This window comes from Nocardia sp. NPDC087230, assembly GCF_044744725.1.
In the GTDB taxonomy this organism is placed as follows: domain Bacteria; phylum Actinomycetota; class Actinomycetes; order Mycobacteriales; family Mycobacteriaceae; genus Nocardia; species Nocardia canadensis.
In genome coordinates this window covers 490,205-503,284 of the sequence record NZ_JBIUYV010000002.1, presented here as the reverse complement: position 1 = coordinate 503,284, position 13,080 = coordinate 490,205, and the positions used below count along the sequence as shown (strand labels likewise).

General features: G+C 67.7%; 15 protein-coding genes. 7 read left to right on the top strand and 8 right to left on the bottom strand.

Annotated features, from left to right (window positions below; genetic code table 11):
- Positions 1-6 precede the first annotated feature (6 nt).
- The 5 genes from dmpG (at position 7) to ACIO52_RS08530 (ending at position 4,138) form a co-directional block, all read left to right on the top strand.
- Positions 7-1,056 (top strand): 4-hydroxy-2-oxovalerate aldolase, encoded by a 1,050-nt coding sequence (gene dmpG, locus ACIO52_RS08550; RefSeq protein ID WP_402642682.1) that lies wholly within the window; start codon positions 7-9, stop codon positions 1,054-1,056.
- Between the two features lie 153 nt (positions 1,057-1,209).
- On the top strand, positions 1,210-1,569 hold the full coding sequence (locus ACIO52_RS08545) for a type II toxin-antitoxin system RelE/ParE family toxin (protein WP_218716586.1): 360 nt from the start codon (positions 1,210-1,212) through the stop codon (positions 1,567-1,569).
- Positions 1,556-1,849, top strand: a complete 294-nt coding sequence (locus ACIO52_RS08540) for a multiprotein-bridging factor 1 family protein (protein WP_402642679.1) — start codon at positions 1,556-1,558, stop codon at positions 1,847-1,849. The genes ACIO52_RS08545 and ACIO52_RS08540 overlap by 14 nt, the downstream gene beginning before the upstream one ends.
- Before the next feature lie 311 nt (positions 1,850-2,160).
- Positions 2,161-3,036: a DUF559 domain-containing protein gene (locus tag ACIO52_RS08535; protein ID WP_402642678.1), complete on the top strand. Its 876-nt coding sequence runs from the start codon at positions 2,161-2,163 to the stop codon at positions 3,034-3,036.
- Positions 3,037-3,313: 277 nt separating this feature from the next.
- Positions 3,314-4,138 carry a GNAT family N-acetyltransferase gene (locus tag ACIO52_RS08530; protein ID WP_402643549.1) on the top strand — a complete coding sequence of 275 codons (825 nt, stop codon included), beginning with the start codon at positions 3,314-3,316 and terminating at the stop codon, positions 4,136-4,138.
- 377 nt (positions 4,139-4,515) lie between these two features.
- Here ACIO52_RS08530 and ACIO52_RS08525 read toward each other — a convergent pair whose 3' ends face one another.
- From ACIO52_RS08525 to hsaA, 5 genes are all read right to left on the bottom strand, one after another.
- Positions 4,516-5,061, bottom strand: coding sequence for a YdeI family protein (locus ACIO52_RS08525; protein WP_402642676.1), 546 nt, complete (start codon positions 5,059-5,061; stop codon positions 4,516-4,518).
- Between the two features lie 100 nt (positions 5,062-5,161).
- Positions 5,162-5,737, bottom strand: a complete 576-nt coding sequence (gene hsaB, locus ACIO52_RS08520) for a 3-hydroxy-9,10-secoandrosta-1,3,5(10)-triene-9,17-dione monooxygenase reductase subunit (protein ID WP_402642673.1) — start codon at positions 5,735-5,737, stop codon at positions 5,162-5,164.
- Positions 5,738-5,754: 17 nt separating this feature from the next.
- Positions 5,755-6,660 (bottom strand): iron-dependent extradiol dioxygenase HsaC, encoded by a 906-nt coding sequence (gene hsaC / locus ACIO52_RS08515; RefSeq protein ID WP_218716591.1) that lies wholly within the window; start codon positions 6,658-6,660, stop codon positions 5,755-5,757.
- Positions 6,657-7,529 (bottom strand): 4,5:9,10-diseco-3-hydroxy-5,9,17-trioxoandrosta-1(10),2-diene-4-oate hydrolase, encoded by an 873-nt coding sequence (gene hsaD / locus ACIO52_RS08510; RefSeq protein WP_218716592.1) that lies wholly within the window; start codon positions 7,527-7,529, stop codon positions 6,657-6,659. The genes hsaC and hsaD overlap by 4 nt, the downstream gene beginning before the upstream one ends.
- A 3-nt stretch (positions 7,530-7,532) precedes the next feature.
- A complete protein-coding gene (gene hsaA, locus ACIO52_RS08505; protein ID WP_218716593.1) occupies positions 7,533-8,696 on the bottom strand; it encodes a 3-hydroxy-9,10-secoandrosta-1,3,5(10)-triene-9,17-dione monooxygenase oxygenase subunit in 1,164 nt (387 codons plus the stop codon).
- Positions 8,697-8,890: 194 nt separating this feature from the next.
- Between hsaA and ACIO52_RS08500 the strand changes: the two genes are divergently transcribed.
- Together ACIO52_RS08500 and ACIO52_RS08495 are read left to right on the top strand one after the other, a co-directional pair.
- Entirely contained in the window at positions 8,891-10,069 is a 1,179-nt protein-coding gene (locus tag ACIO52_RS08500) for a Rieske 2Fe-2S domain-containing protein (protein ID WP_402642668.1), read from the top strand.
- Positions 10,070-10,071: 2 nt separating this feature from the next.
- Positions 10,072-10,404, top strand: coding sequence for a hypothetical protein (locus ACIO52_RS08495; protein WP_218716595.1), 333 nt, complete (start codon positions 10,072-10,074; stop codon positions 10,402-10,404).
- On the opposite strand, the gene ACIO52_RS08490 is transcribed toward ACIO52_RS08495, so the two are convergent.
- The 3 genes from ACIO52_RS08490 to ACIO52_RS08480 form a co-directional block, all read right to left on the bottom strand.
- Positions 10,405-11,154, bottom strand: a complete 750-nt coding sequence (locus tag ACIO52_RS08490) for a DUF427 domain-containing protein (RefSeq protein WP_316573401.1) — start codon at positions 11,152-11,154, stop codon at positions 10,405-10,407.
- 115 nt (positions 11,155-11,269) lie between these two features.
- Complete coding sequence (locus ACIO52_RS08485; protein ID WP_342801436.1) at positions 11,270-12,526, bottom strand: MFS transporter; 1,257 nt, start codon at positions 12,524-12,526, stop codon at positions 11,270-11,272.
- A 17-nt stretch (positions 12,527-12,543) separates the two neighbouring features.
- Positions 12,544-12,996 carry a MarR family winged helix-turn-helix transcriptional regulator gene (locus ACIO52_RS08480; RefSeq protein ID WP_218716597.1) on the bottom strand — a complete coding sequence of 151 codons (453 nt, stop codon included), beginning with the start codon at positions 12,994-12,996 and terminating at the stop codon, positions 12,544-12,546.
- Positions 12,997-13,080: the final 84 nt, after the last annotated feature.

Below are 13,080 nucleotides of genomic sequence, written 5' to 3'. Positions count from 1 at the left end.
TCGACCATGAGCAATATCCTGAAGCCCTTCTCGGGCGAACTCGATGTGCGTGTCACCGACACCTCGCTGCGCGACGGCTCGCATCACAAGCGGCACCAGTTCACCGTCACCGAGGTGCGCGATATCGTTGCCGCCCTGGACGGTTCGGGCGTCCCGGTCATCGAGGTGACCCATGGTGACGGCCTGGGTGGGTCCTCGTTCAACTACGGTTTCTCGAAAACCCCTGAGCAGGAACTGATCAAGGCCGCCGCCGAGACCGCCAAGCAGGCCAAGATCGCCTTCCTCATGCTGCCGGGTGTCGGCGTCAAGGAAGACATCAAGATCTCCCAGGACAACGGCGCGTCCATCTGCCGCATCGCCACGCACTGCACCGAGGCCGACGTCTCGATCCAGCACTTCGGCCTGGCGCGCGAACTCGGCCTCGAGACCGTCGGCTTCCTGATGATGGCCCACTCCACCACCCCGGAGAACCTGGCCAAGCAGGCCCGCATCATGGCCGATGCGGGCTGCCAGTGTGTCTACGTCGTCGACTCGGCCGGTGCGCTCGTCCTGGAACAGGTCTCCGACCGCGTCTCGGCCCTGGTCGCGGAACTCGGCGACGACGCCCAGGTCGGCTTCCACGGCCACGAAAACCTCGGCCTCGCTGTCGCGAACTCCGTCTACGCCGTACGCGCAGGCGCCACCCAGATCGACGGCTCGGCCCGCCGCTTCGGCGCAGGCGCCGGCAACCTGCCGGTCGAAGCCTTCATCGGCGTCTGCGACAAACTCGGCATCAAGACCGGTGTCGACTTCTTCGCCGTCACCGACGCCGCCGAAGACGTCGTCCGCCCCGCCATGCCAGCGGAATGCCTCCTCGACCGCCAAGCCCTCATGATGGGCTACGCCGGCGTCTACTCCAGCTTCCTGCGCCACGCCGAACGCCAAGCCGAACGCTACGGCGTCTCCGCCGCCGAAATGCTCGTCCGCGCAGGCGAACGCAAGCTCGTCGGAGGCCAGGAAGACCAGCTCATCGACATCGCCCTGGAACTCCAGCGCGAAGCCACCGCCTCGGCCTGACCCCACACCCCCTGACGGCGTGACCCGACCCGGGTCACGCCGTTCGGCGTTTCCGGTCAACCGGATCCGCCGGCGCCCGGACACCGTGTGCCCCTCCTGTCGGATATTCCATTTCCGCATGACTATCTTCCCCCTGGATATAGCATCAACGCTATGGGTTGGGGTAGCGTTGAACTGGAACCTGAGGTGCGTGAATGGTTGGAGAAGCTTCCGGCCGACATGTTCGCTCACGCCGCGTTCTACATCGACTTGCTGCAGGACGCCGGACCGTTGCTGGGCGAACCGTATACGAGACAGCTCGACCGGAAACTCCGGGAGTTGCGTTTCTATCTGGGATCGGACGCGGTGCGGGTGACGTACTGGATCGCGTCGGGGCGCAGAATCGTCTTGCTGACGGTCTTCGTCAAGACACGGATGGTTGAGCGACGTGAGGTAGCTCGGGCGCGCGGTGCAATGCGGCGTTGCGATGCCGAGCGGCATGTTCTGGAGGAGGGCAACGATGACGGAGCGTAGTGAGTGGGCTGACCTGCGGGATCAGCGCCTGAAGGAGCCCGGCGCAGCCGAGGCGTACGACGCCGCGCGGCTCGCCTTCGAGCTCGGGCGAACCATCCGGGGTATGCGGGAAGACCGCGGCTGGAGCCAGTCCATCCTGGCGGACGCGGCCGGCATGACGCAGTCCGCGGTCGCCCGCTTCGAAGCAGGCGGAACGGTCCCCAGCCTGCCCGTACTCGAGCGCCTCGCTCGAGCCCTCGACGCCGACCTCGTAGTCCAGGTGCGTCCCCGCGTCGCCTGAGCCGCGACCGACCTGCGCGGACAGCACTGGATGCTGCGCGTGATCTGGGAACTCGAACCGACCTTCTCGGCTTCCTCGACCTCCGCCGCCGCATGGCAACTCGCTCGTCGAGCATCCCAACAACAAACCCCCCACCGGCGACCGGCAACGGCCGAATCCCCTGGCGCCCCACCCGCTAGAGCGTTGGACGATTGATCACCACGCTGTGGTGTGAGTATCGGTCGGGAGCGGTCCGCCACCAGAGCGTGGTGATCAACTGTCCGGGTGTGGGGTCGGTTGTTTGTCGGTGTGGTGGGGGATCATGGCTGGTTATGGGGGTGTTCGAGGGGGCTTTTGTCGGGTCGTGGGCGGTTGCTGCGGGGGTGGTGACGCGGTGGGAATTGCGGCACGACTTCGATCGGGTGGCGCACGACGTCTATGTTCGGCGGGGGTATCGGCTCGATGCGGTGGGGCGAGCCAAGGCGGCGGCGCATTGGACCAAAGGGGCCGGTGTGCTTGTCGGGTTTTCGGCTGCCGCGATGTTCGGAAGCAAGTGGATTGAAGCTGAGCTTCCTGCCGAGATCGCGGTGCCGACCTATCGCCGGCCGCCGGAGTGGATCAGGACTCGCCAAGCTCGGATAGTTGAGCACGAGCAATGCGTTGTCGACGGGTTCCCGGTGACGACTCCGAAACGAACGGCGTTCGACCTCGCGTGTCGGCTCCCCACGCGCAGTGCGGTTCCGGTACTCGACGCCCTGTGCCGGGCAACGAAACTCGACCCGGACGCCGTTATCGCGCTCGCCGCCGAACACGGGGGTGAGCGCGGGTGTGCGCAGGTGCGCAGGGTTATGCCGCTGGTCGACCCGGGCGCCGAGTCGCCCCCGGAGTCACTCACCAGATTACTGATCGTCCAAAGCGGTCTCCCGGCGCCGAGCACCCAGATCGTGGTTCGCGACAGCGGTGGCGAATTCCTCGCCCGCCTGGACATGGGCTGGCGTCGATGGCGGGTCGCCGTCGAATACGACGGCGCCCACCACTGGACCGACCTGTCCCAGCGCACGAAAGACATCGACCGCTCCGCGATCCTCGCCGAACACGGCTGGCGAATCATCCGAGTAAGCGCGAATCTCCTCTACCGCCGCCCCCACCTCATCCTCGACCGCATCCACGCGGCCCTCACCGCCAGTGGCGCCCGTCTGGACAGTTGATCACCACGCTGTGGTGGCGGCATCGGCCGAGAGCAGCCCGCCACCGCAGCGTGGTGATCTTGGTTCAGTGGCGGGGGAGGTGGCCGTCGACGTGGGTGAGGCGCTGGTAGCGGAGTCCGGTCGTCCTGCCGCGCCGCATTCCAGCTTTCGAGGGAGGTCCGGAGGGGGGACGAGTCGTGGCGACGACGCGGCGGTTGCCGCTGATGGGCCGCGCTCGCTCGCGAAAGTCGCTGGACAGGGGCGATATAAGTAGGGCATGGGTGAAACTGTGGGGACGTTGTTCTGTGGGGTCGAGATGGCTGCTCGGGTCGAGCGGTCGGAGGTCGATGCTATTGCCGGGGCGGCTCGGGCAGGGGTGGAGCGGGCGCCGGGGGGTGGGGGGTTCGTACGGGAGTTCGCCGGTGGGGCCGCGTGTTTCGCGGAGGTGGGGTCGCCGTTGAACAAAGTCGTGGGGGTCGGGTTCGGTGGGGCGCCTTCTTCGGGGGAGTGGGCGGCGGTCGAGGCCGCGTATGCGGCGGTGGGGGTGCCGGTGCAGGTGGAGCTGGCGCAGCTGGGGGATCCGCGGATCGCGGCGGAGTTGACCGGGCGGGGTTATCGGTTGATGTCGTTCGAGAATGTGCTCGGTATGGAGCTGGCCGGGCGTAGCTGGACCGGGCCCGAGCGGGTCGAGGTGCGCCGCGATGAGGACGGCTTCGATCTCTGGCTCGATGTCGTGGTCGACGGGTTCGCGCATCCCGATGACGCGGGTGTTCCCGCGCACGAGGAGTTTCCGCGCGAGGCGATCGCCGCGGTGATGCGGGATATGGCCGCTATCGACGACACCCGTCGCTACGTCGCCTACCGGGACGGCGTGCCCGCCGGGGGCGCCAGCATGCGCACCGGCGGCGGCGTCGCTGCGCTCGCGGGCGCCGCGACTCTACCCGCGCATCGCAGGCACGGTGTGCAGACCGCGCTCCTGTCGGCGCGCCTGAACGAGGCGGTGGCAGCGGGGTGCGACCTCGCGGTGATCACGACCCAGCCGGGCTCCATGTCACAACGGAACGCGCAGGGCCGAGGGTTCTCGCTGCTCTACACCCGCGCGGTATTGGTCAAAGAGGTCTGACGGCCGGGGCCCGCACACCGCTTGCTCTGCGCGATGGACGGTTCAACCTCGGCGCTGAGTGCTTGGTGTGGGGGACTGTGTGCGGTGGTGGTGCTTGGTGTGGGGGACCGTCCGCGCTGGTTGTGCTCGGTGCGGGGCACTGCCCGCGCTGAGTGCTCGGCGTGGCGGACTGTGCGCGGTGGTGGTGCTTGGTGTGGGGGACCGTCCGCGCTGGTTGTGCTCGGTGCGGGACACTGCCCGCGCTGAGTGCTCGGCGTGGCGGCCTGTGCGCGGTGGTGGTGGTCGGTGCGGGGGACCGCCCGCGCTGGTGGTGCTCGGTGCGTATCTGCGGTCGTGTTCGCTACGAGGCGTTGACAATCTTGGTGACCCGCGTCGGGCTACAAGGCGTTGACGGCCCGGGCGACCCGCGTGGCGCGTTCGGTGGGGGTGGTCGCCTTGAGGATCGGCAGGAACAGCCGGTACTGGTCGGAGCGGCCGAGGGCAGCGTAGGCGGCTCGCGCCGCGGGCGCGTCGGCGAGCGCGGCGAGCAGGTCGGTGGGGGTCTCGGCGGTGCGCTGGCGCTCGTACGCCCCGGTCCAGCGGCCGTCGGCGACGGCTTCCTCGATCGCCGCGAACCCGGCGGGCCGCATCCGGCCCGCCGCGATGAGGGCCTCGGCCTTGGCGACGTTGACCTGCGACCACGGGCTGCGGGCTCGGCGCGGGGAGTAACGCTGCAGGTAGTGGTGGGCATCGAGGCCGCGCCGATGACTGTCGATCCAGCCGTAGCAGAGCGCTCCGTCGAGGGTTTCGGTGATGGTCACCGAGGGTTCGGGGGCGCCCTTCTTGGCGATCCGCACCCAGACCTCACCGGCGGTGTCGTGATGGGTAGCTAGCCACGAATCCCAGTCGCTCGCTGCGGCACAGGTGATGTAGTCGATGGTCATACGAACTATCATCCGGCTCAAAGTGCTCACCGAATGAGCACTTAAAAACGAAGGAAACGGGTGCGGCCGCACATTGTGTGGGCGGCCGCACCCGCGGGACTCACAGCCAGGTGTCGAGGCTGGTGGTCGTGAGGAAGTGATCCAGGTCCGCGCGCCAGGGCGCGGGCGTGGTCTTGTCCGGCTCGATGCCGGTGTACTGACCGCGGTAGAACAGCAGCGGACGACCGTTGGTGGTCTCCGACTCCGCGAGCGCCCCCACCCGGCCGATGACGATGTAGTGGTCACCACCGTCGACGACCGAGTCGACCGTGCACTCGATGGTGGCCAGCGAGTCGTCGAGCACGGGCACACCCAATTCGGAGGTGTGCCAGGCGACTCCGGCGAACTTGTCGGTCTCGCGCGAACCGAACCGCGCGCAGGTCGGCTGCTGTGCCTCGGCGAGCACGTTCACACAGAACTTGCCCGCCGCCTCGATCGCCGCCCAGGAGCGCGACCCCTTGGTGGGGCAGAACAGCACCAGGGGCGGGTCGAGGGACAGGGCGGCGAAGGACTGGCAGGCGAAGCCGATCGGCTCACCCGCCGGATCGAGCGCGGTGATCACGGTGATGCCGGTGCAGAACTGCCCCAGCACATTACGAAATTGCCGGCCGTCGATCGCCGGTGTCTGTTCGGTCATGTCCCTCGCCGCCATTCCTATTGCTGCTTGAATCCGACGGTGAAGTCGTGACCCCACAGGCTGACCGCGGTGGATTCGCGGGCGATCCAGTCGTCGTCGTCGACTTCGAGTCCCTCACAGCCGAATTCGATATCGAATCCGCCGGGCGTCTTCATGTAGAAGGACAGCATCTTGTCGTTGATGTGGCGGCCGAGGGTGGCCGACATCTTGACCTTCTTGCGCAGGGCGCGGTCCAGGCAGAGGCCGACGTCGTCGGAGTTCTCCACCTCGACCATGAGGTGCACGATGCCGGTCGGGTTGGGCAACGGCAGGAACGCCAGCGCGTGGTGGCGCGGGTTGCAGCCGTAGAAGCGCAGCCAGGCCGGGTCGCCGTCGGCGGGACGACCGACCATCTGCGGCGGCAGCCGCATCGAGTCGCGCAGCCGGAAGCCGAGGACGTCCTGGTAGAACGCCTGCGCCGCGGCGTCGTCGGTGCAGGTCAGTACGACGTGGCCCAGGCCCTGCTCGGCGGTGACGAACTTGTGGCCGTAGGGGCTCACGAAGCGGCGGCCCAGGTACTGCGCGCCGTGGAACGCTTCGAGGGTGTTCCCGGACGGGTCCTGGAACCGGATCATGCCCTCGACGCGACGCTCACCGAGCTCTTCCTTGGTGCCTTCGGTGTAGGCGACGCCGGCCTTGGCCAGGGTCTCGCGCAGCTGCTGCAGGCCGGGAGCGTCGGTGACCTCCCAGCCCGAGACCAGCAGCCGGTCCTGTTCACCGGGGACGATCACCAGTCGCGCGGCGAAATCGTCCATGCGCAGGTAGAGAGCGTCGGGATTCAGCCCGGTGCCCTCCATCATGCCGAGCACCTTGAGGCCGTACTCGCGCCAGGCCGCCATGTCGGTGGCCTCGATGCGCATGTAGCCCAGGGCACGAATACTCATTGCTTCTCCTCGAGGAAATCGACCGTGAGCCGGTTGAATTCGTCGAACTTCTCCAGCTGCGCCCAGTGGCCACAGCCGCCGAACACGTGCAGCTGCACGCGCGGGATGACCTTGGTGGCCACCAGCGCGCCGTCGAGCGGGTTCACCCGGTCCTCGCGGCCCCAGATGAGCAGCACCGGCTGACGCAGCTTGTACGCGTCCCGCCAGAGCATGCCCTTCTCGAAGTCGGCGCCGGCGAAGGACTTGCCCATCGCGCGGACCGCGGCCAGCGATTCGGGCGTGCTCGCCAGGGCGAACCGCTCGTCGATCAGTTCCTCGGTGATCAGCGACTGGTCGAAGACCATGATCCGCAGGAACTTCTCCAGGTTCTCCCTGGTCGGCGCGTAGCTGAACGCCGAGAGCAGCTTGACGCCCTCGGTCGGGTCGGGCGCGAACAGGTTGGTGCTCAGCCCGCCGGGGCCCATCAGCACGAGCTTGCCCGCGCGCTTGGGGTTGTCCAGGGCGAAGCGCACCGAGGTGCCGCCGCCGAGCGAGTTGCCCAGCAGGTGCACCCGCTCGGTGATCTGCAGGTGATCCAGCAGGGCGAGCAGCGCGGTGGACGCGTGCACGAAATACTGCGGATGGTCGACCGGCTTGTCGGACTTACCGAAACCGGGCTGGTCGAGCGCGATCACGTGGAAGTTCTCGGCCAGCACCGGGATGTTGCGGGCGAAGTTCGACCACGCCGAGGCGCCGGGCCCGCCGCCGTGCAGCAGCACGATCGTGGGGCCGTTGCCGACACCCGCCTCGTGGTAGTGCAGCTTCAGCTCGGGGGTGACCTGCGCGTAGCGAGAGGTCGATTCGTAGGTGATTTCAGCGGTCTGGGTCATCGGCTACACCATGGCGTCGGTGACGGGCAGGCCGAACTCGTGCGTGCCGTACATGACGTAGGCGCGCTCGGGATCGTTGGCCGCGTGCACCCGACCGGCGTGCGCGTCGCGCCAGAAGCGCTGCAGCGGCGTGCCGTTGGCCAGGGCGGTGGCGCCCGAGGACTCGAAGAGCTTGTCGATCGAGGCGATCACCCGGCCGGTCGCGCGGACCTGGTCGCGGCGCGCGCGCACGCGCAGATCGAACGGGACTTCCTGGCCCGCCTGCAGCAGCGCGTACTCCTCGGCGACATTGCCCGAGAGCTGACGCCACGCGGCGTCGATGTCGCTGGCCGCCTCGGCGACGCGCACCTTGGCGAACGGGTCGTCCTTGGCGTTCTCGCCGGCGAAGGCCGCGCGCACGCGCTTGCCCTGGTGCTCGACGTGTGCCTCGTAGGCGCCGTAGCCCATGCCGACGATCGGCGTGGAGATGGTGGTGGGGTGGATGGTGCCCCACGGCATCTTGAACACGGCGTCGGTGTTCTGCTCGAGGCCGGGCGCGCGGCCCTCGCTCATCGCGCGGAAGCTCAGGAAGCGGTGCGACGGGACGAAGACGTCCTCGACGACCACGGTGTTGGAGCCGGTGCCCCGCAGGCCGACGACGTTCCAGACGTCATCGATGCGGTAGTCCGAGCGCGGGATCAGGAAGCTGCCGAAGTCGACCGGCTTGCCGTTCTTGATCACCGGACCGCCGAGGACCGCCCAGGTGGCGTGATCGGAACCCGAGGACCAAGCCCACGAGCCGCGCACGATGTAGCCGCCGTCGACCGCCTGGCCCGCGCCCATCGGGGCGTAGGAGGACGAGATCCGCACGTCGGTGTCCTCGCCCCAGACGTCCTGCTGGGCCTGCTGGTCGAACAGCGCGAGGTGCCAGTTGTGCACGCCGATGATGCCGGCCACCCAGCCGGTGGACCCGCAGGCGCTGGCGATCTTGCGCACGGTGTCGTAGAAGACGACCGGGTCGGCGGCGTGGCCGCCCCACTGCTTGGGCTGGAGCAGCCGGAAGAAACCGGTCTCCTGCAGCGCCTTCATGGATTCATCGGGAATGCGGCGCAGGTCCTCGGCCTCCTGCGCACGTTCACGCAGTGTCGGCAGCAGTGCCTCGACCCGTTCGGTCACTTCTTGCGTCATTTCGGAGCCCGCTCCTGCCTTGTCGGATCGACAACCGGTTCTTGTTCGACTCTGAGATTAGAACAGGTTCTCATTTCTGTCGAGAAGATCGCCCTACCTCGGATATAACAGGGGCTCGGAGCGAACTTCGCTGGATAGCTGGCGTGAAGCGCCCTCGTTTTGTAACGTGTTCTAGTGAAGAAGGAGGGTTCGGGATGGCAGTCAACCCCAAGGTGAGGGAACTCGATGTCGGCACCACGCCGACCAGGTTTGCGCGCGGCTGGCACTGTGTCGGCCTCGCGAAGACCTTCCGCGACGGCAAGCCGCACGCGATCGAGATCTTCGGGACCAAGCTCGTGGTGTGGACCGACACCAACGACGAGATCCGGGTGCTCGACGCCTACTGCAGGCATATGGGCGGCGATCTGAGCATGGGCACGGTCAAGGGCGACGACATCGCCTGCCCGTTCCACGACTGGCGCTGGGGCGCCAGTGGCAAGTGCACGTCGATTCCCTACGCGCGCCGCGTTCCGCCGCTGGCCCGCACCAGGAAGTGGACGACGCTCGAGCGCAACGGCCAGCTGTTCATCTGGCACGACCACGAGGGCAACGAGCCGCCCGCCGAGGTCACGATCCCGCACATCGAGGGCCCCTACACCGATACGGAGGGCAACCCCAGCGAGGATCATGACGGCGGCTGGACGCCGTGGACGTGGAACACGATGCGCATCGAGGGCTCCAACTGCCGCGAGATCATCGACAACGTCGTGGATATGGCGCACTTCTTCTATATCCACTATGCCTTCCCGACGTACTTCAAGAACGTCTTCGAGGGTCATGTGGCGACACAGTTCCTGGAGACCAAGGGCAGGCCGGATATCGGCATGGCGGCCAAGTACGGCGGTGAGACGCTGCTGAAGTCGGAGGCGTCCTACTTCGGCCCGTCCTACATGATCAATCCGCTGGTCAACATCTACGGCGGGTACGAGATCAAGGTCGTGCTGATCAACTGCCACTACCCGGTCAGCCAGGACGAGTTCGTGCTCCAGTACGGCCTGACCGTCGAGAAGCCCAAGGGCATCGACGACGCGACCGCCGAGAAGCTGGCGGCCTCGATGACGGAGTTCTTCGGCGACGGCTTCCTGCAGGACGTCGAGATCTGGAAGCACAAGTCCAAGGTCGAGAACCCGCTGCTGTGCGAGGAAGACGGCCCGGTCTACCAGCTGCGCCGCTGGTACGAGCAGTTCTACGTCGACATCGCCGATGTCACCGACAAGATGACCCAGCGCTTCGAGTTCGAGGTCGACACCACCAAGGCCAACCAGGCCTGGGAGGCCGAGGTGGCGGAGAACCTGCGCCGCAAGGCCGAGGCAGAAGCCGAAGCGGGCGTGTAACCATGTCACCGACCTGGGCCAAGGCACCCGACTTCGCCGATCAGCCCGTGCGGCAGGCCGCGGTACGGGCCCAGACCACGGTCGACAAGCAGCACTATCTGGACGAGGGCCTGACACCGTTGCGGTGTCAGGCCTGCCAGTCCGAGGTTCTGGTGCGCAAGTCCAGCGCGCACCAGACCTCGGTGCAGTGGACCGAACGACCGGACACACACTGCCCGGTCTTCGCCCAGCTCAGCGCACACGGCGCGCGGCCGGGCAGGCCGGAATCGTGCCCGTCGCTGGAGAAGTCCATCAAGTGGGCGGTCGACGAGGGCGTGCTCGAGATCCCCGAATGATCAGCTGAACGGGGAGTGCGGGCGGTCCTGGCGGACGCCGTCGAGGTAGATGTCGACCTTCTCGTTGTAGAAGCACGCCAAGCCGGCGATCTTCTGGCTCTCCGGCAGCGGCGTGCGATAGATCCACACGATGTCGCGGTGTTCGGTGCCGTCGACATCGACGTGCCAGTAGTCGGCCGTGCCCTTGTACGGGCAGCTGGTGTGCGTGTCGGAGGGGGTCAGCAGATCCATCCGGACATCGGGTAGCGGCAGGTAGTACCGTGCGGGCAAGCCGGTTTCGAAGAGGATGCGCGGCGAGGACGAGTCGGCGACGGTGACGCCGTCGATCTCCACCCGTACATTGCGCGAACTGCCCAGGATGTCGACCCGGGAATACGGGTCACGGGGGTGGACGAAGATCGGTTCGTCCTCCTCGAACCAGTCGAACCTCGCGAAGTCGAGGCGGACAGCGTCTTTCAGGTCCGGCAGCGGTGAGTCGAGGTAGCGCAGCGCTGCTCCGTCGGCGCGCAGGCCGCCGCAGGCCACGTCGTAGCCGGTGCCTTCGCCACGGCTGGGGGAGTGTTCGTCGATCCCGTTCGGTGCCAGATCCGCTCTGACATCGGTCAGCGGGACGTAGTAGGTCGGGTAGTAGGGGATCTCCCAGACCAAGAGGGGCCGCAGCGTGTCGGCTACCAGTCTGCCGTCGAGATAAGCCCGCACGCGCTTGTGCGCCTGCTCGACCCGGACGCGCCCGCGCTTGTCGTCGCTCATGTGCTCGACGCTACGCCGCGACCGCGCCGCCGCTCGATTCCCAGCCGCGCCCGCCCGACCCCGAGGCGGGCCAGGCCGACGCCGTCGACCTCGAGCGCGCCAGCGCTCCAATGACTCAATCGCCGACGGTGATGGCCTGTGCTTCCTCGACGCTGTGCGGCGCCGGGTCGTGGTCGTCGATGTGAGCCAGGGCGTTGCGGCCGACGAACAGCGCCGCGACGGCGGCGGCGGTGCAGGCGGCGCCGAGCCAGAACGGCAGCGAGACGCTGTGCTCGCCGAGCTTGCCCGCCACCCACGGCGCCGCGGCGCCACCGGCGAACCGGACGAAGCTGTAGGCCGCCGAGGCGGTGGAGCGCTCGACCGGGGCGGAGATCATCACGGCCTCGGTGATCAGCGTGTTGTTCACGCCGAGGAACAGGCCGGCGATGACGACGCCGACGATCAGCACGGCCTTGTGCTCGGTGAACATGCCCATCACGGCCAGGTCGGCGGCGAACAGCGCCAGCGACAGCGCCATCATCGGCAGGGTGCCGAAGCGCGCCTGCAGTTTCGGCGCGAGGAACACCGAGGCCAGCGCCAGCAAGATGCCCCAGCCGCAGAAGATGAAGCCGATCGCGTAGGTGCCCATGTCCAGGGGGAACGGGGTGTAGGCGAGCAGGGTGAAGAAGCCGAAGTTGTAGAGCAGCGCGGTGATGCTCACGGTCAACAGACCCTTGTGCCGCAGCGCCTTGAACGGCGCGCTGATCGAGGTCGGCTCGGCCGGTTTGGGCATCTCGGGCAGCAGCACGACGATCGCGATGAAGGCCACGGCCATCAGCACCGAGACGCCGAAGAACGGTCCGCGCCAGCTGATGCCGCCGAGCAGGCCGCCCAGCAGCGGGCCGGTCGCGATGCCGACGCCGAGCGCGGCCTCGTAGAGGATGATCGCCTTGGCGACGCCGCCGGTGGCCGCGCCGACGATGGTGGCCAGCGCCGTCGCGATGAACAGCGCGTTGCCCAGACCCCAGCCCGCGCGGAAGCCGATGATCTCGCCGATCGTGCTCGACATGCCCGCCAGCGCGGCGAACACCACGATGATCGCCAGGCCCGACAGCAGCGTCTTCTTGGCGCCGAAGCGGCTGGAGACGACTCCGGTGATCAGCATGGCGACGCCGGTGACGGCCATGTAGCTGGTGAACAGCAGCGAGACCTGCGACGGGCTCGCGTGCAGCTGTTCGCCGATCGGCTTGAGGATGGGGTCGACCAGGCCGATGCCCATGAACGCGATCACGCTCGCGAAGGCGACGGCCCAGACGGCCTTGGGTTGTCCGGCGGAGGAGGTGGTTGCGGCGGCGGCGGTATCGTCGGCGCGAGTCAACGGGGAAAGGCTCACTGGCGCTCCTGGTTGCATCACTGATGACCGCGGGCAACCGCACGCAGGGCTGTCAGCAGGTCGTTCATGTCGGTGTCGAGCCGGATCAGGCGATCGAGATCGAAGTCGGCCAGTCCGGGCGCCATGGCGGCCGCGAAGGCACGCCTGGCCTCGACGAGGCGGTTCCGGCCCGCCGGGGTCAGTTCGATGAGAACCGCCCTGGAGTCCTGCGGGTCCCTGGTGCGGGAGGCGAAGCCGTCGGCGACGAGCCGACCGATCAGCGCCGTTGCCGCCGGTTGGGAACATCGATCGATCCGGGCGAAGTCGCTGACCCGCAGGCCGCCGTGTTCGTCGAGCACGGCGAGGGCACGCAGGACCGCGCGGGGCAGATCGTCGTCGCTGATCGCCCCGGCGAGCCGGGTGAGCCGTCCGGCAGTGACCAACAGGTCGACCACGATGTCGTCCGGGGAGGGCTGCTCTGGGGGCTGCACGAAGAATATTATTGCATAAGCTAACTATCTAAACCCAGCGATCCGCGCTCCGGGACGGTGACATCTCGCACAACATGCCGAAAG